We start from the raw sequence: 21,705 nt of genomic DNA on the forward strand, positions 1-21,705 counted from the left end.
GCGCCGTGTCCGCCGCGGCTTCACGTATCAATCGCTGCAGATCAAGCGTTGCGCTTTTTAAGCCCAACGAGGTCGCCGGGCGGCTCCCGAGCCGGTGTTTCTCGCACTCCCTCAACTATTCGACGCCGTCACCTGCGGCCTCACAGGCAACGCCGTCGAATACTTGATCTGCTCCATCGCAAAACTCGAACTCACGTCGTAAAGCGGCACCGACCGGATCAGCTGCTTGTACACGCGGTCGTAGTCGTCGATATCGGATACGACCACGCGCAGCAGATAGTCGGTTTCGCCACTCATCCGGTACACCTCGACCACTTCAGGAATGTCCCGCACCGCGCGCGTAAAGGTTTGCGCCCATTCCTCGGTGTGCTGGTTCGTGCGCACCGCGACGAACACCGTCGTTCCCACGCCGAGCTTGCGCGGGTCGCACAGCGCGACCTGCGCGCGAATCACGCCCGCTTCCTTGAGCCGCTGCACCCGCTTCCAGCAAGGCGTCTGCGACAGGTTCACACGCTGCGCGAGTTCGGCGACAGGCATCGTCGCGTCCTCCTGCAGCAGCTCAAGCAGTTTTCTATCGATGATATCCATGGATTGGCGCCCAGTTTTAATTTTGGCTTACGGATAGAAAAATCTTCTATCCGACGACGATCTGAGGAAATTATATGAAAACTCTTTCTCCGCGCAAACCGGTATAAATGTGACTGCCTGATCACGTCCGAACCAGCCCGTCAACGGAGTTTCCGATGAGCCACCCAATCAAACCGCTCACTGTCGATCGTCATGGCAAGCAGGCCACCCGTCACGCCGCCGCGGCGACCCGTTTGCCACTGTCCGGCGACGCCGCACCGCGTCCCGCGAACGCAACCGAACGGCTGCGCGCCGTGCTCGATCTCGCATTCGATGCGTGCCGCGACGCAGCCGATCCATCGCGCGACGCCCGCTTCGCGCGCGCGGTGCGTGCGGCGCTCGTCGAAGCCGCCGCGGACACGCACTGGTTGACACCCGCGCAGCGCGAAGGCGCGGCGGAAAAATATCAGCGCCATCTGCTCGCTGCAGACCCGCTCGGCCGCTACGCGATTGCCTCGCTGGTCTGGATGCCGGGCCAGCTCAGCCCCGTGCATGCGCATCACACGTGGTGCGGTTACGTCGTGCTCGAAGGCACGCTCAGCGAAGCAATCTATGACTGGAACGAAGAAGAAGATTTCGCGGTACCGGTTCGCACGCAGGCGCGCGACTGCGGCGCGGTTTCCTATACGCGCGCGGGCCGCGGTTGCATCCATCGGCTCGGCAACACGAGCGACACGCCCGCGATCTCATTGCATGTATATGGCGTACCGGAAGCAGAGTTCGCGACTCGGGTGAATGATGTGGTGCGCTGCGCCGCGCTCACGCAAAACCCGATGCAGCCGGCCGTGCGTGTCTGAGCGTTTCTAACTTTTCCCCGCTTCTCCTGCAGTGGGGATTTGCGGCGGCACCGATGCAGTTTGCCCGGTCGATGGCGGCGCGGGACGCGGTTCGTGCGAGACGTCGCGCGCCGGCGCAGTGGCCAGTCCGACACCCGCGAGGCCGGCACCTGTCGCGGCAAATCCCGGCGTCATGGCAGCGGTTCCTGCGGCGGTCGCGCGCGCTTCGTGAGACATTTGCCTGCTATCCGGCTCGTGTGCGACGTCCGGATTTGCCTCGCCGACCGCGGCTTCACGCATCGACGTCGTCGCGGCCGCGTGATCGAAAAACGGTTCACCCTGCTGATCCTGCGCGCCGGTGAAGATGCGCATCTGCGGAACCGGAATCTCGATACCCGCTTCATCCATCATGCGCTTCAGGCGCAGATTGAACGCGCGCGCGACGCTCCATTGCTGCAGCGGCCGCGTCTTGATCTGCCCTTTGACGACCATCCAGTTCGGATCGAACCGGTCGAGTCCCCACACTTCGACGGGACCAAGCATCTCGCGCCGATAGCGGAAATCGGCCATCAGATCCGCACCGACCGCGCGTATCAACTGCGTCACCTGATCGACATCGGCCGAGAACGGCACGCGCACTTCGAACACCGCATAGGCGAAATCGCGCGACAGGTTCTTCACGATCTTGATCTGCGAGAACGGAATCGCGTGAATCGCGCCCTGCCCGTCGCGCAGCCGCACGGTGCGGATCGACAGATACTCGACCGTGCCCGCATGACCGCCGTCGACGTCGATCCAGTCGCCGACCGAAATCGTGTCTTCGAGAATGATGAACAGCCCGGTGATCAGATCGGCCACGAGCGATTGTGCGCCGAAGCCGATCGCGAGGCCGATCACACCCGCGCCAGCGAGCAGCGGCGTCACATTGATGCCGAGATTCGCCGCGGTCACGATGCCGGCAACCGTCAGGATCAGCACGAACAGCACGTTGCGCAGCAGCGGCAGCATCGTGCGCGCGCGCATGCTCGGGTTCCGCGACTTGTTGCGCGGGTTGCCCGGATTGAGCGCCTCGAGAATCGCGGTGTCGACGAGAATCCACACGAGCCACGACAGGAACAGCGTGACGACGATCGCCGTCATCGCATGCGCGATGCCGCGCGCCGTCACGCTTTCCTCGATGACCCGCGCAAGCGAGATATCCCAGAGCCGCGCCGCGAGCTCGAAGTACGCGAGCCAGATCACCAGCATCAGCAGCGTGCCCGCGAAACGCGTGAGCCGCGTCACATACGGCGAACGCCGGCGCCGGCGCGCACTTTGCGGCCGCGTGATGCGGATCACGATGGCCGACAGGAAGAAGGCGAGCACGAGCAGCAACGCGGTGATCACCGAGATCTGCAGCACGTTTTCCCCGCTGCCCATGCCGCTGATCGTGGCGGCCACCGAAGCGATCGCGAGCACGAGCATCGGCAGATGCCACAGCGAGCCGAGCACGTCGAATGCGTCGGTCGCGACCTTGTGGCCATGCCGTTGCTCGTACGAGCGGTTGCGGATCAGATGCGCGACCGGCCGGCGGAACGCGATCGCAAAGTACGCGGTCAAGGCGGCGGCCGTCATGTTCGACACGGTTGAGATCAATGCGGCCAGATTGGTGCCGAGCTGATGCGCCACCTCGTAGTTCGTGGCTGCATCGCCGAGCGCGCTGCAGATGCCGATCGCAAACAGCATCCGGCGCGCATGCTCGATCAGCAGCTGTACAGCCACGCGCCGATGGCCCGAGCCGAATAGCGAAAACATGATCAGGCAGATTGCCGAAAACACCGCGCCCGCGACGATCGCATAAGCGATCACCATCGCGAGCGTGCGGCCGAGCGCGTCGGGCATCGAGCGCGTGAACATCAACGCGGCGACGAACGCGACGATCCACGGCCCCACCCGGCGCAGCGCGAAGATCAGCAGTTCGCGCGTGGTCGGATTCGCGTTGAGCCTGACGACAATGCCATAGCGCACATGCAGCTTGCGCTGCACGTAGATCAGCGCGGCCGCGCATGCGCCCCAGCCCGCGAGCATCGCGAACATATCGAGCAGAATGCGGCCGAACTTCTCGCGGCCCTGGCTCGACACGATGGTGTACAGCTCGTTGCCCGCGGCGTTCAGACGTCCGGACCAATAGCTGATCGGCGTGCGCCCGCGATTGACGTCTGCCTCGACCGACGCGATGCCCGACGCAATGGCGCCGAGCAGGCCCGGACCGGGCTGCGCGGGCGCGACCGGTCCGACGGTTTGCGTCGCTTCGCGCAGCTTCTTCAGTTGTGCGACGAGTGCGCTGCGCTGACGATCGTTATCGAGCGTGGTGATGACGCTGTCGAGCGAGTGGTTGAGTTCGGCCTGGCTTGCGGGAGAAGGCGCCGACGCGGCGGTGGCAGCCGACGCCGACGACGCGGGCGCCGCAGTTGCGCTATTGATGAGGCTTTGCAGCGCCGGCAGCACGGGGCCAGCTGCAGCATGCGCGGCGCGCGGAGTCAGTAGCAGCGCACAGGCCAGCGCAAAGCAGAACGAAAGGATCGCAAATGCGGAGACGGCGCCAGAGAATGCGGAGCGCACGGAACGCCCGCCGGCGTTCGGCGCAGCTCGACATTCACGCCGCGGCGGACATAACTTCATGACGGTCGGATGAGCTAAACGGCAGACGGCCAAGTTTAGCCGCAGTTGCACCCGTCAAGCCGCAAACGGGCACAGGGATGCGTAACGGAATGTTAGAACGCTTGCGCATAGGCGCGATACGCGTTCCGCGCTGCAACATCTACAGACAAATGCGCTTGCAGACAAATCCATCAAAAGGTGCGCGCGATGTGCCAACAGGCCGACGCACCACTTCACTTTCACTTCAGGCAGCGCCGTTCGCCATTCCAACGGTGAGTTCGAGTGTCAGCCGTTAGCGATCCGGCGTTAACGTTCTACGCATTAGCCCTGCGCGCCGCGTTCGCATTAAAGATGTCCTCGCGGTTTGGCATTTCACGCAACACTATTTATCCATCTGCTTTTGCGCATCGCTCGTATCGCCGGACGATGCCGCAGCCGAATTACTGCCCGAGTTCTCGTTCGACCACTGCTGCAGCTTGCGCCCCGCCGTTTCGAGCCCGACGCCCGCCGTGCTTGCCGCTTTAGCAAGCGCCGCGTTGGTTGCGCTGGCCGCATCATGCAGATTGGCTTGCGCGGTCGACGCAAGCTGGCTTGGGTCGATCTTGATGGTTGCAGCCGGATTCGATGCATCGGAGGCCGCCGTGGCGACGTTCCCCTGCACCGTCGCGCGCGCGGCGTCGGTCTGCTGGCCCACATAGCTCGCCGCCTGATCGAGTTTCTGCCCTGCCTGCTGCGCGACGTTGTTGAGTGTACTGTTGCCCGTCTGCCCCGCCGACGCGTCGTTTTTCTGACATGCGGCAAGGCCCGCAAGCAGCACGGCGGCGAATAAGGTACAGCGAACGAGCGGATGTCGGGAGAACGGAATCATTGAGGAATGTGAGCCGCGACCAGCGGCTTCTGCATGCGAAAACGCTTCAATGATACGCCGTTGCGATCGAGGTCCTCCTCGGCCAGCACGTGAAACCCCGCACGTTCGAAGCTGCGCCTCGCGCTCGCGCTCGCATGGGCCGTCAGCACCGGCGTGCCCGCCGCGCGCGCCACCGCTTCGAAACGCGCAAGCAGCGTCCACGCAATGCCCTGCCCCGCGAATGCGGGCGCCGTGTAAAGCATCGATACATGATCGGCCGGATGCAACTGCCCGAACGCGGCGATCGCATCGCTCGATACCGCGACGAGCGTCAGGCCCTGCGCAAGACGTGCGCCGAACGCCTCGAGATCGTCGGCCGAGGCCGCCCATGCGGCACGGCCCGCTTCGTCGTAATGCGACGCGGCGAGTTGCATCACCGCGTCGCGAAACAGGTCGGCGAGCACGGGCGTGTCACCGGCTCGCAAAGTTCGCCACTCAATATGATTGATTGCCATCGCTTCACCATTCGCGTTTCTGTCGCGCCTCCGTCGAGTTCGATGGAGTAGACTCGTCAGCGACCAACGTGTTCCATCCTCAACGGAGGCATTCGATGGCGGCAAAAAAGATTCTCTTTCTCACCGGCGATTTCGCCGAAGATTATGAAACGATGGTGCCCTTTCAGGCACTTCAGGCGGTCGGCCATCGCGTCGATGCGGTGTGCCCCGGCAAACGCGCAGGGGAACGCGTGAAGACCGCGATTCACGACTTCGAAGGCGATCAGACTTATAGCGAGAAACCAGGCCATCAGTTCACGCTGAACGCGACGTTCGACGAAATCGAACCCGCGAACTATGACGCACTGGCAATCGCGGGCGGCCGCGCACCCGAATACTTGCGGCTCAATCAGAAGGTGCTCGACGTCGTGCGCCATTTCGCGTCGAACGGCAAACCGATCGCGGCGGTCTGCCATGCGGCACAGTTGCTTGCCGCCGCCGATGTGATTCGCGGCAAGCGCATTTCCGCGTATCCCGCCTGCGCGCCCGAGGTCAGACTGGCGGGCGGCGAGTATGCCGATATCGCGATCGATGCCGCGCATACCGACGGTCAGTTCGTCACCGCGCCCGCGTGGCCCGCGCACCCGGAATGGCTGCGCCAGTTTCTCGTCGTGCTCGGCACGCGTATCGAACTCTGAGCGCGGCGCGTGGATCGTAGGGCATAAGGTATGAAGTGCAGCATGGAATGCGGCCCGCGCGCGACCCGATAAGCGGCAATTTGGCGCTACCATGCGCGATTGAGACTAATCCGATGGTTTGAAAACAAAGGCATCTCTAGAGTCGGCGGCTGACTTTTGAGGGCCTCTTGATGGACCTGACCAACTGGATCGTCATTCTCGCCATCGCGTGGACCGCGGTGGCGTTTTTTTGTCTGCGCCCGCGCGCCAACTGGTCGATTGAAAATCGCGCGCGGCGCCGCGCCGGTACGCGGCTCATTGCGCAAGCGGTATTGGCGGCGTGGAGCGCGGCGCTGATCGTGGTCCGCGGTCTTACGCACCTGGGCGTACCGCGCACGAGCCATGCGGCGCCGCTCGCGTGGTTCATCGTCGCCGCGGCGCTCGCGATATGCGCCTGCTACTGGCTGATCTGCGGCCTGAAGCGTGTCAAGGCGCGCAGGCTTTTCACCTCGTGCTAAGCGGCCAGATCGCAAAACCGAGGTCGTGCGTCGCGCCCGCCTCTTCAGCGACTTCTTCTTCCTGCGGCAAGCGCGAAGCGGAATCGGGCAGCGACAGATAGAACGTCGTGCCGACCTCCTCCATCGACTCGGCCCATACGCGCCCGCCATGCCGCTCGACGACGCGGCGCACCATCGCGAGGCCGATGCCCTCGCCGGCGGCAATATCGCCGTGCAAGCGCTGAAACGCATTGAAAAGACGCGGCAGCGCGACCTCCGGAATACCGAGGCCATTGTCCTTCACGTAGAAAATACGTAACGACTGCACGCCCGGCGGCGCCGGCGCGGTGCCGATCTCGACAATGCCGTCGCGCTCCGGATGCAGATAGTTGACCGCATTGCCGATCAGATTCGCGAATACCTGCTCGAGCGCGGTCGCATCGCCCCAGACGCGCGGCAGCGTATGCACGACGATGCGCGCGCGGCGCGCGCGAATCGACACCTGCATCGCATCGATGACCCGCTGCACGATGTCACGCACGTCGACCTGCTGACGCCGGTACTCGACGCGCCCGACGCGCGACAGCCGCAGCAGCGCATCGATGATGTGCGACGCGCGCAGCACCGCGGTCTGCAGGAAATGCAGCGCCTCGCTGATGTCGCCGTCGATCAGCCGCTCGATATGCTCGCGCTGCGCACCCGGCAGCGACGATTGCCGCACCGCCTTGCGCAGATCGTCGCAGGCGTGCAGCAGTTCCTTCGAAAAGCCTTGCAGATTGACGAGCGGCGCGCGCAGATCGTGCGACACGCTATAGATGAACGTTTCGTTTTCCTGGGTCTGCTGGCGCAGCGTTTCGTTCGTGCGCGCCAGTTCGCCCGCGCGCCGCGCGAGATCGAACTGGAAGCGCGCCTGCAGCCGTTCCGCTTCGAGCAGACGCCTGCTCGTTTCATGCAGCGTGCGATCGAGGCGCGCGATTTCGTCGCTGCCGGTATCGAGCGGCGCAAGCGGCTCGTTGCTCGCCAGACGGATCGCATTGTCGGACAGCAGGTCGAGCCGGCCGCCTACGCCTCGCGTAAACAGCCAGCATGCGGTCGCCACGAACGCGAGCGAACCGAGCACCGCCGCGACGATCAGCACCTGCTGCCGCGCACGCGCCGCCGCGGCAGCGCTCGTGCGCAAGGCATCGAGCCGCCGTTCTTCGGTTTGGAACGCGGTGACCTGCAGCCGGAAATTGTCGACGGCGTCGGCGTTCGCCAGATCGCGGAAGCGCTCGATCACATCGCGCCGCCGGCCCGCGCGCATCAGGTCCTGCACGCGGTCCGTCCATTGACGGTATGCCTGCACCGACTGGCGGATCTGCACCGCGCGCTCCACCTGCACCGGATCGTTCGACACGGTCTCGGCGAGCCGGTCGATGCGCCGGTCGATCTCGACCCACAGCGTATCCGGCGTGCCGGCCTCGCGCGCGCCGGCGACCACCGCGCCGCGCACGCGCAATGAATCGAGCAGCACCGGTTCGAGAATCGCCGTGGTCTGGTGCAACACGTCTTCGCTATGCAGACTCCATCGCTCCGCCTCGCGCGCGTCCGCCTGCGCCTTGACGATGCCCGAGAGCAACGCCAGTTCGATGACGGCCGGAATCGCGATCAGCAACAGCCCTTTGGTGGTCAGTCTCATTGAAGCGCAGGCAGGATTCGAAGGCGCCGCCGGGCGGCGCACGCGGGACGGACATTATGTCGTTGTTTGAGTGGCCTGACAAAAATAGCGCGAGATTCTAATCGGATATGCGTAGTAATAGAACTGGAAGACTATGCCCTCAAATAGCACATCCAAACGCCCAATTTTCGGGCGAAAGCACAGTTGTAGTGCGCATCGCATACCCACCGCGGCGAATTCCGGGCGGAACACTTATCCCGCCACTGCGCCATCAGTCCACTTCAGTGCGGACTTGCACCTTATAGACGCGCACAGGAACCACATTGGCCCATTTTTTGCGTCCAATGCGCGCTTTTTGCGCAACGCAGATTTTCAACATAAATGGACAACCTCAAAACCGGCACCGACACGCTCTTTTTGCTGTTAGGTGGCGCGATGGTGCTCGCGATGCATGCGGGCTTCGCATTTCTCGAACTCGGCACGGTCCGGAAGAAGAACCAGGTCAACGCGCTCGTGAAGATTCTCGTCGACTTCGCGGTATCGACCATCGCGTATTTCTTTATCGGTTACACGATCGCCTACGGCGTGCAGTTCTTCGACGGCGCGCAGATGCTCGCCGCGCATAACGGCTACGCGCTCGTGCGCTTTTTCTTCCTGCTGACGTTCGCGGCCGCGATCCCGGCGATCGTGTCGGGCGGGATCGCCGAGCGGTCGAAATTCAATCCGCAACTGTTCGCGACCTTCGTGCTGGTCGGCTTCGTCTATCCGTTTTTCGAAGGCATCGCCTGGAATGGCCGCTTCGGTATTCAGAACTGGCTTGCCGCGACCTTCGGCGCGCCGTTTCACGACTTTGCGGGCTCGGTCGTCGTGCATGCCTTCGGCGGCTGGATCGCGTTGCCCGCCGTGCTGCTGCTCGGCGCGCGGCACGGCCGCTACCATCGCGACGGCCGCATCGCCGCGCATCCGCCGTCGAACATTCCGTTTCTCGCGCTCGGCGCCTGGGTGCTCGCGGTCGGCTGGTTCGGCTTTAACGTGATGAGCGCGCAAACCATCGACAGGATCAGCGGCCTCGTCGCGGTCAACTCGCTGATGGCGATGGTCGGCGGCACGCTGACCGCGTGGATCGCGGGCCGCAACGATCCGGGCTTCACGTACAACGGGCCGCTCGCGGGGCTCGTCGCCGTCTGCGCGGGATCGGACCTCATGCATCCGCTCGGCGCGCTCATTACCGGCGCGCTCGCCGGTGCGCTGTTCGTCTATATGTTCACCTGCGTGCAGAATCGCTGGCGCATCGACGACGTGCTCGGCGTGTGGCCGTTGCACGGACTGTGCGGCGCATGGGGCGGCATCGCGGCCGGCATCTTCGGGCAGCGCGCGTTGGGCGGTCTGGGCGGCGTGTCGTTCGCCGCCCAACTGATCGGCACACTCGGCGGCATCGCGATCGCGGCCGCGGGCGGCGCGATCGTCTACGGTGCGATTCGCGCGATGGTCGGCCTGCGTCTCGAACAGGAAGAGGAGTTCGATGGCGCGGACCTGACCATCCACCGCATTTCGTCGACGCCCGAACGCGAGACGGTCGTTTGACGGCGGCCGCGCGGGGCGTCCGTCCATCGCGCCCCGTTTGGCGAACGACAATGATAGACTTGCGCACCGGAGATGGCATTCTCCTTTAACCGCCCTTGTGGCTGATGATGCCTGCTTCGTCCGGCTGATTACGGACGCGGCGTCATCACGTCCGCGGTTCGTCAGCAACTGAACTGCGGTCAACCGCCAGTCAGCCGGGTTCGTCGACGTTTCCGACTTTCCAGGCCTTTCCATGTATCTATCGATTCTTGCCGTCGGCATCGGCGGCGCGCTGGGTTCACTGTTCCGCTGGTTTCTGGCGATCCGCCTCAACGGGGTGTTCCCCCCGCTGCCGCTCGGCACCTTCGCGGCCAATCTGATTGCCGGTTACATCATCGGTGTCGCGGTCGCGTTCTTCGTGCGCAATCCGAGTCTCGCGCCGGAATGGCGGCTCTTTATCATCACCGGCCTGATGGGCGGCCTGTCGACGTTTTCGACGTTTTCCGCCGAAGTCGTGCAGCGGTTGCAGGAAGGCCGCTACGGCTGGGCGGCGGCGGAAATCGGGATTCACGTGGCCGCGTCGGTCATCGCGACCATCGCCGGACTCGCAACGATCGGCATCGCGGCGAAATAACGCTGAAAAGCAACGCTGAAAAGCAACGCTGCGAAATAACACCGCGAAGCAACGCCGCGAGGCAAGGCCGCAAAGCAACGCCGCGAAGCGACTCGACTTCTCCGCGTCCTCGACATCGTGCGGCAGCCGGTTTGCCGCGCCCAGCACCGCAAACGCTTCCTCGTCGCGCAAACCGTCGTCGACGATCTTGTGCGCCTCATAGAGAAACAGCGCGGCTGCCACGATCAGCCCCACCGTCATCACCGCATACGGCGTCGGAAACGATTGCGACCGGCATGAGCGGCATAAGCGCAACTGATGAAACGCGGCGGCTGCAAAACGGCTCCCAGGCGGTGGCAACACGGGCCACATCGTAGCGAAAACCGCAAGGCACGGCCAACCCGTGACGAGAGAATTACCGTTCCGGCACGCAAAACACTGTTCGCGTTACGCGATGGTCGACATCGTTGACAATATTGACACGAATGTCAAAATAAACCTCACCCGAACCTTATTCGGTTCGCGGTTCCCTGAACGGCACGCGCGCCGTCCGCATTCCATCAGGAATCAGCACCGATGGCCGGCTCCGACTTCTCCACCCTGCTCCCCGACCTGCTGCCGCGACTCTGGGCATTCTCGCTGCGGATCGCGGGCAACCGTCACGACGCCGAAGACCTCGTTCAACACACGTGCGTGCGCGCGCTCGAACGGCAGCATCAACTGAAAGCCGGTACGTCGCCGCTTAGCTGGGTATACGCGATCGCGCATTCGATCTGGCTCAACGAGGTACGCGCGCGCAGCATCCGGGGCCGCACGAACGTCGCATGGGACGACGCACTGCTTGAAGTGGTCGCCGACCCGGGTGCACGCACCCCCGAAAAGGACGTGATGAACCGGCAGATCATCGAGGCGGTCGCGCGTTTGCCGGAAGCGCAACGCAGCACGCTATTGCTCGTCGCAGTCGAAGGACTGACCTATCAGGAAGCAGCGGTCGCCCTCGATGTACCGATCGGCACCGTGATGAGCCGGCTGGCGCGTGCCCGCCGGTCGATCGGCGCGCTCGCCGACGAACACGGATTACGCTCGCGCGCGCCATCGAACCCGCAGCAACCGGAAGATGAGATCGCGTAAACGCACAGTGGCAACAGGCACGAACACTCGAACGCCGGCGCTTATTCCGCGCAAAACATTAAACGTGAAGCCGTTTCGCACAATAGTTTCCTCCAGGCTCCAGCGTTTATCCGACGGCATGCTTGCAGCGACAATCACGGCGACTTTGCAAAGCCACGTCGCCACCCTTTCAATCGCTGCGCGCATGGCACGAGTCAATTCTCTGCGCTGTTGCAAACATCGTTTTTTAAGAAATTCACCTGATCCAGTTCGGCATTAAACGGCCGCTCGGGTGTTATGTGCTTCGTGTGGACCGCATATGTGTGCGGCCTCCATGCAGTCTTCTTGTCGCGGCGGACAACCCCGGTCGTGCGAATGCGTCAGGCAGCCTCCTTGCGAGGCGGCACTGCACCCACTCGCCCGTCGAATCCGCCTTCGTTTTAAAGCATTAACTTGATTCGGTCGGGATACCAATATGCTGAAAAACTCAAAACGAGTGATCTGGGTGTTTGGCGCACTCATTGTGATCGGCGGGGCCGGCGCCCTCGTCGCGTGGCGCAATGACGCGAGCCCGGTGAGCCAGGCCGCGGCGGCCGACCATGCGGCGCCGCCTGCAGTCGAAGTCGATGTCGCGACCGTTATCTCGCGTCCGATTATCGACTATCAGGTTTATTCCGGACGGCTCGAAGCGATCGACGCCGTCGAGATCAAGCCGCTCGTGCCCGGCACGATCGTCGCCGTGCATTTCAGGGACGGCGCACTCGTGAAGAAGGGCGATCCGCTGTTCACGATCGATCCGCGTCCGTATCAGGCCGAAGTCGATCGCACGGCCGCGCAGCTTGCCATGGCGCTCGCGCACGAAAAATACACCGACGCGGACGCCGCGCGCGCCGACCGCCTGCTGCCCGACAACGCGATCGCGAAGCGCGATTACGACGAAACGCAAAGCCGCGCGCACGAAGCGATCGCTAACGTGAAAGCCGCGCAGGCCGCGCTCGAGGCGGCGAAGGTCAACCTCGACTACACGCATATCACGGCGCCGGTAGCGGGCCGCATGTCGCGCGCGCTGCTCACGGTCGGCAACGTCGTCGCGCCGGGCGCGAATGCGCCCGTGCTGTCGACGCTCGTGTCGGTCTCGCCGATCTATGCGGCGTTCGACGTCGACGAACACACGTATCTCGCCTATCTGAATCGCGACGCCGGCCACCCGGTGCCGGTGTCGATCGAACTGGCCAACGAAACGACGTATTCGCGTGAGGGCGCGATCTACTTCGTCGACAACCACCTCGATACGAGCTCCGGCACGATCCGCGTGCGCGCGCGCCTCGACAACGCGGACGGCTCGCTTGTGCCCGGCCTCTATGCGCGCGTGCAGGTCGGCGGCGGCCAGCGGCATCCGGCCATCCTGATCGACGATGCGGCGATCGGCACCGACCAGGCGAAGAAATTCGTGCTCGTCGTCGACAGCACCGATCACGTGCAGTACCGCGAAATCGTCCAGGGCGAACTGCATGAAGGCCTGCGCGTCGTGACGAGCGGCCTGAAAACAGGCGACCGGATCGTCGTGAGCGGCATCCAGCGTGCGCGTCCCGGCGACCTCATCAAGGTCCACAACGTCGATATGGCCACTGCCGCGCGCGCGACCGGTTCGGCGGCCTGACCGGTTTCATGCAGCGGTTTCATGCAGCGGTTTCATGCAGCAGTTTGAAGCGGCGGTTTCAAGCAGCGATTTGAAGCAGTCATTCGAAGCAGTCATTCGAAGCCATTCGAAGCAATACGACGGAAGTCCATCATGAACATATCCCGATTCTTCATCGACCGGCCGATCTTCGCGGGCGTGCTTTCGATGCTGATTCTGCTCGGCGGCATCATCTCACTCGTGAATCTGCCGACTGCCGAATACCCCGAAGTGATCCCGCCGTCGGTGGTCGTGAAGGCGCAATACCCGGGCGCGAACCCGAAGGTGATTGCCGAGACCGTCGCGTCGCCGATCGAGGAGCAGATCAACGGCGTCGAGAACATGCTGTACATGCAGTCGCAGGCCAATAGCGACGGCAACATGACGACCACCGTCACGTTCAAGCTCGGCATGGACCCGGACCTCGCGACACAGCTCGTGCAGAACCGCGTCAATCAGGCACTGCCGCGCCTGCCCGACGAAGTGCAGCGCCTCGGCGTCACGACCATCAAGAGTTCGCCGACGCTGACGATGGGCGTGAACCTGATCTCGCCGGACGGCCGCTACGACATGACGTATCTGCGCAACTACGCGCTGATCAACGTCAAGGACCGCTTGAGCCGCATTCCCGGTGTCGGCGAAGTGCAGCTGTGGGGCTCGGGCGACTACGCCATGCGTATCTGGCTCGATCCGCAGAAGATCGCCGAGCACGATATGACGGCCACCGATGTGATCAACGCGATCCGCGAGCAGAACATTCAGGTGGCGGCCGGTATCGTCGGCGGCGCGCCGTCGAACGCGCCACTGCAGCTGAACGTGAACGCGCGCGGACGCCTGACGACCGCCGAAGAATTCCGCGACATCGTCCTGAAGGCGGCGCCCAACGGCGCGGTCACACACCTGGGCGACGTCGCGCGTGTCGATCTCGATGCACAGGAGTACGGGCTGCGCGCGATGCTCGACAACCAGCAGGCGGTGATGATGGTCATCAACCAGCAGCCGGGTGCGAACTCGCTCGCGATCGCCGAGAACGTCTACCGGACGATGAAGGAACTCAAAGCCGATATGCCGGAAGGCGTCGACTACAAGATCGCGTACGACCCGACCGAATTCGTGCGCGACAGTATCAAGGCGGTGATCCACACGCTGATCGAGGCGATCGTGCTGGTGGTGATTGTCGTAATCGTGTTTCTGCAGACGTGGCGCGCGTCGATCATTCCGCTGCTTGCGGTGCCGGTGTCGATTATCGGCACGTTCTCCTTGATGCTCGCGTTCGGCTTCACGATCAACGCACTATCGCTGTTCGGCATGGTGCTGGCAATCGGTATCGTGGTCGACGACGCGATCGTCGTGGTCGAGAACGTCGAGCGCAATATCGGCAACGGGCTGAGCGCGCGCGAGGCCACTTACGAGGCGATGCGCGAAGTGAGCGGACCGATTATCGCGATCGCCTGCACGCTCGTCGCCGTGTTCGTGCCGCTCGCGTTCATGTCGGGCCTGACCGGCCAGTTCTACAAGCAGTTCGCGATGACCATCGCGATCTCGACGGTGATCTCGGCATTCAACTCGCTGACGCTGTCCCCCGCCCTTTCCGCGCTGCTGCTGAAGGACCATCACGCGCCGAAGGACTGGCTCACGCGCATCATGGACAAGGTGCTCGGGCGCTTCTTCCACCACTTCAACCGCGTCTTCAACCGCGGTTCGGAGAACTACGGCAAGGGCGTCAAAGGCGTGATCCGCCACCGCGGGCTGATGCTCTGCGTCTATGCGGTGCTGCTGTGCTGTGCGGGCCTGATGGCGAAAATCGTGCCGGGCGGCTTCGTGCCCGCGCAGGACAAGGACTATGTGATCTGCTTCGCGCAGCTGCCCAACGGCGCATCGATCGACCGCACCGAAGACGTGATCCGCCAGATGAGCGAGATCGCGCTGAAGCAGCCGGGCGTACAGCACGCAGTCGCATTCCCGGGCCTGTCGGTGAATGGTTTCACGAACTCGTCGAGCGCCGGGATCATGTTCGCCAAGCTGTATCCGTCCGCGTCGCGCGGCAAGGGCGAATCGGGCAATGAAATCGCCGCCGCGCTGAACCAGAAATACGCGGGTATCAAGGGCGCCTTCGTCGCGGTGTTCCCGCCGCCCCCGGTGCTGGGTCTCGGCACGCTCGGCGGCTTCAAGATGCAGCTCGAAGATCGCGGCGCGCTCGGCTACGACGCGCTCAATAGCGCGGTGCAGGCGTTCGTGAAGAAGGCCGCGCAAACGCCGGAACTCGGGCCGACCTTCTCGAGCTACCAGATCAACGTGCCGCAACTGAACGTCGATCTGGACCGCGTGCGCGCGAAGCAGCTGGGCATCTCGATCACCGACGTGTTCGATACGATGCAGATCTATCTCGGCTCGCTGTATATCAACGACTTCAACCGCTTCGGCCGCGTCTATCAGGTGCGCGCGCAGGCGGACGCGCCGTTCCGCGCGACCGCCGCCGACATCGGCCTGTTGAAGACGCGTAATGCCGCGGGCGAAATGGTGCCGCTGTCGTCGGTCGTGAAAGTGACGCCGACCTACGGGCCGGAGATGGTCGTGCGCTATAACGCGTACACCGCCGCGGACATCAACGGCGGCCCCGCGCCCGGCTACTCGTCCAACCAGGCGCAGGCCGCCGCCGAGCGGATCGCCGCGGAAGTGCTGCCGCGCGGCATCAAGTTCGAATGGACCGACCTCACCTACCAGCAGATTCTCGCCGGCGACTCGGCGCTATGGATCTTCCCGATCAGCGTGCTGCTCGTGTTCCTCGTGCTCGCCGCACTGTACGAAAGCCTCACGCTGCCGCTCGCGGTGATCCTGATCGTGCCGATGAGCCTGCTGTCGGCGCTGGTGGGCGTGTGGCTCATGCGCGGCGATAACAACATCTTCACGCAGATCGGGCTGATGGTGCTCGTCGGGCTATCGGCGAAGAACGCGATCCTGATCGTCGAGTTCGCACGCGAACTCGAAATGGGCGGACGCTCGATCGTCGACGCGGCGATCGAAGCGTGCCGGCTGCGCCTGCGGCCGATTCTGATGACGTCGATCGCCTTCATCATGGGTGTGGTGCCGCTTGTCATCTCGGTCGGCGCCGGCGCGGAGATGCGCCGCGCGATGGGTATCGCGGTGTTCTTCGGCATGCTCGGCGTGACCTTCTTCGGGCTCATGCTGACACCCGTGTTCTATGTCGTGCTGCGCAAGCTGACCGGCGACGAGCATCTCGTCGACAGGCATGGCAACCATCCGCATGTGCAGGTCGGCGCATCGGTCTATGAAGAATAAGGGGCGTACGACGATGAAAATATCTCCAGACAATGCGACGCTGAACAGCGCGCCTCTGAAAAAAGCGCCTCTGAAAGGCCCGGCGCTGCTCGCCACGCTCGTTGCCGCGGCATTTGTCGCAACGGGCTGCTCGCTCGCGCCGAAATACGAGGTGCCCGATGCGCAGGTCGCGCCCGCCTACAAGGAAACCGCGGCCGATTTCACGCAGACGGCCATCAAGGTGCCGACCGACGGCACATGGAAAACCGCGCAGCCATCCGAAGCGATCGCGCGCGGAGAGTGGTGGACCCTCTTCAACGATCCGACGCTCGACTCGCTCGAACAGCAGGCACACGACGCGAATCAGGATCTGAAGGCCGCGGTCGCGCGCGTCAAGGAAGCGCGCGCATTGAACGAAGTCGCGCGCGCGGGTTTCTTCCCGACCCTCAACGCGGGGTTCGGGCCGACGCGCCAGCAGATCTCGGCGGTGTCGTTCCTGGAGCCGGACGGCACGCATATTCCGGAACAGACGATCTGGCGCGCGCAGGCAAGCGCCTCGTATGAAGTCGATCTGTTCGGGCGCGTCGACTCGAACTACAACGCGACCAAGGCCGACGCACAGCAAACCGAGGCGCTGCTGCGCTCGGTGCTGCTCGCATTACAGGCGGACGTGGCGCAGAACTACTTTTCGCTGCGCGAACTCGACGGCGAAGCCGCGGTGCTCGCCAATGCGGTCGATCTGCGCGAGCAGGCGCTGGGTCTCGTTCAGCATCGCTTCGACGACGGCGAAATCAGCGAACTCGATGTCGCGCGCGCGAAGGCCGAGCTCGAAAGCACGCGCTCGGACCTGATGACCGTGCAGCGGCTACGGGCATCGTCCGAGCACGGCCTCGCCGTGCTGCTCGGCAAGACGCCGTCCGAGTTCACGATGGCGGCCAATCCGCTGTCGCCAGTCGAAATACGCATTCCGCCCGGCCTGCCGTCCGCGCTGCTCGAGCGGCGGCCCGATATCGCCGCGGCCGAGCGCGCGATGGCGGCGGCCAACGCGCGCATCGGCATCGCGCGCGCCGCGTATTTTCCGTCGCTCGAGCTGACCGGGAACGCCGGCTTCGAGGCAGGCACGCTCGCCAACCTGTTCCGCGCGAGCAGCTGGGCGTTCCTCGCCGGGCCGGCCGCCGGCACCGCGCTCACGCAGACCATTTTCGACGGCGGACGGCGCAAGGGTAATTTGAAGAATGCCCACGCGCAGTTCGACGAGCAGGTCGCGAACTATCGCGAGCAGGTGCTCATCGCATTCCAGCAGGTCGAAGACAACCTGTCGGACCTGCGCATCCTCGAAGGCCAGACGCAGACACAAGGACGCGCGGTCGCGGCCTCGTCGCGTGCCGCGCACCTGTCGCGCGTGCAGTACACCGAGGGCGCGGTGAACTACCTCGATGTGATCGACGCGGAACGCACGGTGCTCGACGCGCGGCGCGTCGATGTACAGCTTCAGGGCGTGCAGGCGGAGTCGACCGTCGCGCTGATCCGCGCGTTGGGCGGCGGCTGGGGCGATACGATTCCGAAGCCGCCGGAAGAACCGAGTCTCGCGAAGCAATAGCGCTTTATTACAATACCGTTTCATTCCCTGTATCGCCGCATTGCCAGATAAATTAATACCCGGCAATGCGGCGACATCAAACGTTGCCGATGATTCGCGTGCATTCGAATGCTGTCGTTTCAATACAGGCGATTTTTAGCTTATCGGTTCCGTTATTCAGAGTTTTCTAAAGAGAAAGTAAAAAAACACCGGGCACCAATTCCCTACACCATTTTCAAGAGTTATTCAAGGCCACGTCCTGGCGTCAAGAATATTTATTTATCTTTTGTTGTCGGTGTTGCATGAAGTGCCTGCAACTTCGATTGCCGACTGAAATTTCCGATGCCTTCATATCCTGCCGACTGAAAGTTGGCGAACATTGGCGCGCCTCATGTCGGACCGGTTATAAGCGGCGCCAGGGAAGATAACGGCGCGGCCACCAATATGCCCGGTGAATTGTTCATTTCATAGGAAAAATGGATTAACAATCAGACGATGATGATTTTTTATCGGGTCACTGTCAAAACCGGTAAGAAAGGGCTATTAGTATTGAAAACAAGCTTTTGTTACACGTATCAGAAATGGAGGCGCGAATTTTTTGGTCGTGCTTTCCAGGAAGCCCCGCGTCAAGCGGAAATATCAAGTCGTTTCCGGTAAGCGACGCGACGCGACGCCCAACGGAATTCCAATGGACGAGACAAGAAATGCGCTCAACTGCAGACAATCTTCCGAGCGTCGCCCGCAGAATGCTGGCGGGCCGAATGTTAACTGACGGCGCTACTGTCGACGCCGTTGCCGACGCACTTCATATATCGACCTATACCGTGCGACGCTATAAAACGATTCTCGACGACGGCGGCCTCGACGCATTGCGCCGGATTAGCATCGGTGGCCGTACATCGGTGCTCGATGATATGGCGCGAGAATGGATTGCCAACGCATTACGAGGTTCGGCGAAAGAACATGGCTTTCCAAGCGATGCATGGACAAACGGGAGGCTGCGCGAACTGATCGGTTCGCGGTATGGGGTGCATTACTCGCGCGTCTACACCTGGCAGATCGCAACCGACCTTGGATTAGGACATCGGCTGTCGAAGTCGCGACGCTGATCGACGAAGCATTGAGACTCGAGGTTGAAGTATCAAGACGAAGGCCGCAGCCGGCCCATATTACTCCCCGCATCCAGACTCATCCGCAAAGAAGTAAAGCCGCAAAAAACCAAAAAAAAGGCGCCACGTAACCGTGGCGCCTTAAAAAGTTCTAGCCATTCCGAGGGCCGTGCTAGAACCTGAGAGACGGAATCCGAAACGCGTGAGCTGCATCAATTTAGTTGAGCTAGCCATGTAGTCGCCAGCGATGCTGGGATGTTAGTGCTGCCATACGACATCCATGCGACACGGCGGCGACAAAATGAAGAAAGTAATGTGGCCGTCAGAATAGCTAAGCGCCCTTTCGGAATGAACTGCCAATTTTTTATGGTTATGCTGATCAAGTCAAGCAAATTCTTCCTGCATCGGCCTCTTCGGAAAAATCGGTCCGTGTTCAATGAAACGGACACTTAAACATTTCCGCCGACCATCGAAGTCGCCAGCCGGGGCCCACTGCCGCAGCGTCGGCCGGAAATCCGAACGCATGTGAAACACGACTGACCGCGCTGGCCGGCATGCCCAAACGGCACGCTCCTGCTGCCGCGCCACGACGTTTTCAATCTGTAACCTACGTAACCTTGCGAAAAATACACAGGCTGGACTGTTACCAGGGTGGGACGTAGCATCATGCTTTCTTGCGGGTCATGCCCGTCCGCGCAAGCTTGCTGCAAGCTCGAGACGGCGGCGGCAAAAGGCGTCGCGTAAGCAGCGTCGCGCACCATCCGCTGCGTGGACGCGCGAAGCGCCGGATCGATAGGGTGCGTGCCGCCAGGTACACGTCGCCTACATGCTCAAGCCTTATCGTATGGCTGCGGCGCCCGGTTGCTCCGTATGGACGGTTCATTGTGTTCTGAATGGATACGCCCACAGCGCCACCGGCATTGCGCTTTTTGCCCTCGCTCTTTGCCTTCGCTCTTTATCCCGCTTGAGTCAGCGCCTTGTCTCTTGCTTTTTTAAACGCCGCATCGCGTTCGCCCATCGGCCGCGCCAGCCGATGAGCGCGCCGCACGCGCGACCGCCATTTCGATACGCGGACCGTCGTGCAGCGTGGCGATGCCCCGTAGTTTTGCCCCATTCCTCGCTAGCCAGCTGATCGAACCGATGGACGAAAAACAAAAGCAGTCGGACACCACCCGCAACCCGCCTCCCGCGCCTGCCCCTGCGAGCCCGCCCCCCGGATCGGGCGGCGGACCGCGGCGCAGCCGCCGCGCGCTGTGGCTGGGGCTAGCCATCGTCGTCATCGCGGCGATCGTGCTGGTGCGCTGGCATCCGTGGCGTAAGGCCGACGAAGGCGCGAGCGCCGGCGCCGCGGCCGGTGCGAGCGGCGCGCACGCCGGGCGCACGGGCGGCGGCCGGCGCGGCGCATTCGCCAACCAGCCGCAGCCGGTCAAGGTCGCATCGGTCACGCAAGGCGACATGCCGATCGTCATTACCGCCCTCGGCACGGTTACGCCGCTGGCGAACGTCACCGTTCGCACGCAGTTGTCCGGCACGCTGCAAACGGTCGCGTTCCAGGAAGGCCAGATGGTGAAGAAAGACGAGCTGCTCGCGCAGATCGATCCGCGCCCGTATCAGATCTCGCTCGCGAACGCACAAGGCACGCTCGCGAAAGACATGGCGCTGCTGCAGACGGCCCGCCTCGACCTGAAGCGCTATCAGACGCTGCTCGCGCAGGACTCGATCGCGAGCCAGCAGGTCGACACGCAGGCCTCACTCGTCAAGCAATATGAAGGGCAAGTGCAGTCGGACAAAGCGAATATCGACACCTTCAGGCTCGACCTCACCTACGCGCGTATCACCGCGCCGGTCGCGGGCCGCGTCGGCCTGCGCCAGGTCGACCCCGGCAACTACGTGACGCCCGGCGACGCGAACGGCATCGTCGTCATCACGCAGCTGCAGCCGATCAGCGTGATCTTCACCACCTCCGAAGACAATCTGCCGGCCATTCTCAAGCAACTGAACGGCAAGACGAAAATGTCGGTCACCGCGTACGACCGCACGAATTCGACGTCGCTCGAAGCGGGCTACCTCGAAACGATCGACAACCAGATCGATACGACCACCGGCACCGTCAAGCTGCGCGCGACCTTCGCGAACACCGGCAACATGCTGTTCCCGAATCAGTTCGTCAACGCCCGTCTGCTGGTCGACGTGATCCACCAGGCGACGATCGTGCCGACCTCCGCGGTGCTGAACGGTTCGATCGGCCCGTTCGTCTATGTCGTGAAGCCCGACAACACGGTCACGGTACGCAAGATCAAGCCGGGCCCCGTCGACGGCGAGCGCACGAGCGTCGCGTCGGGCCTCGAGGTCGGCGAACGCGTCGTCACCGACGGCTCGGACCGCCTGAAGGAAGGCGCGAAGATCACGATTCCGGCCGAGCAACCGGCCGGCGCATCGGGCGCATCGAGTGCATCGGGCACAGCAGGCGCGTCCTGGGCCACGGGCGCATCGGGCCCGCATGCCCATCGCCACCGGCACGCGTCGCAAGCGTCGTCGCAATAAGGCCCTGCCTGGAAC

General features: G+C 63.1%; 16 protein-coding genes and 1 riboswitch. Of the genes, 11 read left to right on the forward strand and 5 right to left on the reverse strand.

Annotated features, from left to right (window positions below; all coding sequences use genetic code 11):
• Nucleotides 1-111 precede the first annotated feature (111 nt).
• Nucleotides 112-588 carry an Lrp/AsnC family transcriptional regulator gene (locus tag ACYPXD_RS22995; RefSeq protein WP_459716378.1) on the reverse strand — a complete coding sequence of 159 codons (477 nt, stop codon included), beginning with the start codon at nt 586-588 and terminating at the stop codon, nt 112-114.
• 155 nt (nt 589-743) lie between these two features.
• Here ACYPXD_RS22995 and ACYPXD_RS23000 point away from each other — a divergent pair, with 155 nt between their 5' ends.
• Nucleotides 744-1,424 carry a cysteine dioxygenase family protein gene (locus tag ACYPXD_RS23000; protein WP_459716383.1) on the forward strand — a complete coding sequence of 227 codons (681 nt, stop codon included), beginning with the start codon at nt 744-746 and terminating at the stop codon, nt 1,422-1,424.
• A 6-nt stretch (nt 1,425-1,430) separates the two neighbouring features.
• Here ACYPXD_RS23000 and ACYPXD_RS23005 read toward each other — a convergent pair whose 3' ends face one another.
• From ACYPXD_RS23005 to ACYPXD_RS23015, 3 genes are all read right to left on the reverse strand, one after another.
• A complete protein-coding gene (locus ACYPXD_RS23005) occupies nt 1,431-4,064 on the reverse strand; it encodes a mechanosensitive ion channel family protein (RefSeq protein ID WP_459716385.1) in 2,634 nt (877 codons plus the stop codon).
• 361 nt (nt 4,065-4,425) lie between these two features.
• A complete protein-coding gene (locus ACYPXD_RS23010; protein ID WP_459716387.1) occupies nt 4,426-4,911 on the reverse strand; it encodes a hypothetical protein in 486 nt (161 codons plus the stop codon).
• Nucleotides 4,908-5,375, reverse strand: a complete 468-nt coding sequence (locus tag ACYPXD_RS23015) for a GNAT family N-acetyltransferase (RefSeq protein ID WP_459716389.1) — start codon at nt 5,373-5,375, stop codon at nt 4,908-4,910. The genes ACYPXD_RS23010 and ACYPXD_RS23015 overlap by 4 nt, the downstream gene beginning before the upstream one ends.
• A 125-nt stretch (nt 5,376-5,500) precedes the next feature.
• On the opposite strand from ACYPXD_RS23015, the gene ACYPXD_RS23020 reads away from it, so the two are divergent.
• Nucleotides 5,501-6,082 carry a DJ-1/PfpI family protein gene (locus ACYPXD_RS23020; RefSeq protein ID WP_459716392.1) on the forward strand — a complete coding sequence of 194 codons (582 nt, stop codon included), beginning with the start codon at nt 5,501-5,503 and terminating at the stop codon, nt 6,080-6,082.
• A 170-nt stretch (nt 6,083-6,252) separates the two neighbouring features.
• On the forward strand, nt 6,253-6,579 hold the full coding sequence (locus ACYPXD_RS23025; protein ID WP_459716394.1) for a hypothetical protein: 327 nt from the start codon (nt 6,253-6,255) through the stop codon (nt 6,577-6,579).
• Here the strand turns inward: ACYPXD_RS23025 and ACYPXD_RS23030 are convergent.
• Nucleotides 6,566-8,236, reverse strand: coding sequence for a sensor histidine kinase (locus ACYPXD_RS23030; RefSeq protein ID WP_459716396.1), 1,671 nt, complete (start codon nt 8,234-8,236; stop codon nt 6,566-6,568). The genes ACYPXD_RS23025 and ACYPXD_RS23030 overlap by 14 nt on opposite strands.
• A 360-nt stretch (nt 8,237-8,596) precedes the next feature.
• Between ACYPXD_RS23030 and ACYPXD_RS23035 the strand changes: the two genes are divergently transcribed.
• The 8 genes from ACYPXD_RS23035 to ACYPXD_RS23070 all read left to right on the forward strand — a co-directional run bounded on the left by ACYPXD_RS23035 (nt 8,597) and on the right by ACYPXD_RS23070 (nt 21,690).
• Nucleotides 8,597-9,799, forward strand: a complete 1,203-nt coding sequence (locus tag ACYPXD_RS23035; protein WP_459716400.1) for an ammonium transporter — start codon at nt 8,597-8,599, stop codon at nt 9,797-9,799.
• 59 nt (nt 9,800-9,858) lie between these two features.
• Nucleotides 9,859-9,920, forward strand: a riboswitch (Fluoride riboswitch).
• 111 nt (nt 9,921-10,031) lie between these two features.
• Nucleotides 10,032-10,412 carry a fluoride efflux transporter CrcB gene (crcB, locus tag ACYPXD_RS23040; RefSeq protein ID WP_459716403.1) on the forward strand — a complete coding sequence of 127 codons (381 nt, stop codon included), beginning with the start codon at nt 10,032-10,034 and terminating at the stop codon, nt 10,410-10,412.
• Between the two features lie 555 nt (nt 10,413-10,967).
• A complete protein-coding gene (locus ACYPXD_RS23045) occupies nt 10,968-11,522 on the forward strand; it encodes an RNA polymerase sigma factor (protein WP_459716405.1) in 555 nt (184 codons plus the stop codon).
• A gap of 454 nt (nt 11,523-11,976) precedes the next feature.
• A complete protein-coding gene (locus ACYPXD_RS23050; protein WP_459716407.1) occupies nt 11,977-13,161 on the forward strand; it encodes an efflux RND transporter periplasmic adaptor subunit in 1,185 nt (394 codons plus the stop codon).
• Nucleotides 13,162-13,293: 132 nt separating this feature from the next.
• The gene (locus ACYPXD_RS23055; protein ID WP_459716410.1) at nt 13,294-16,479 is read left to right on the forward strand and encodes an efflux RND transporter permease subunit; all 3,186 of its coding nucleotides are present in this window, start codon (nt 13,294-13,296) and stop codon (nt 16,477-16,479) included.
• Nucleotides 16,480-16,492: 13 nt separating this feature from the next.
• Nucleotides 16,493-18,058 (forward strand): efflux transporter outer membrane subunit, encoded by a 1,566-nt coding sequence (locus ACYPXD_RS23060; RefSeq protein ID WP_459716413.1) that lies wholly within the window; start codon nt 16,493-16,495, stop codon nt 18,056-18,058.
• Nucleotides 18,059-18,741: 683 nt separating this feature from the next.
• Nucleotides 18,742-19,146: a helix-turn-helix domain-containing protein gene (locus tag ACYPXD_RS23065; RefSeq protein ID WP_459716415.1), complete on the forward strand. Its 405-nt coding sequence runs from the start codon at nt 18,742-18,744 to the stop codon at nt 19,144-19,146.
• A 1,140-nt stretch (nt 19,147-20,286) separates the two neighbouring features.
• Nucleotides 20,287-21,690 (forward strand): MdtA/MuxA family multidrug efflux RND transporter periplasmic adaptor subunit, encoded by a 1,404-nt coding sequence (locus ACYPXD_RS23070; RefSeq protein ID WP_459716417.1) that lies wholly within the window; start codon nt 20,287-20,289, stop codon nt 21,688-21,690.
• The last annotated feature ends 15 nt before the right edge of the window (nt 21,691-21,705 follow it).

The organism is Paraburkholderia sp. 2C, from assembly GCF_054589215.1.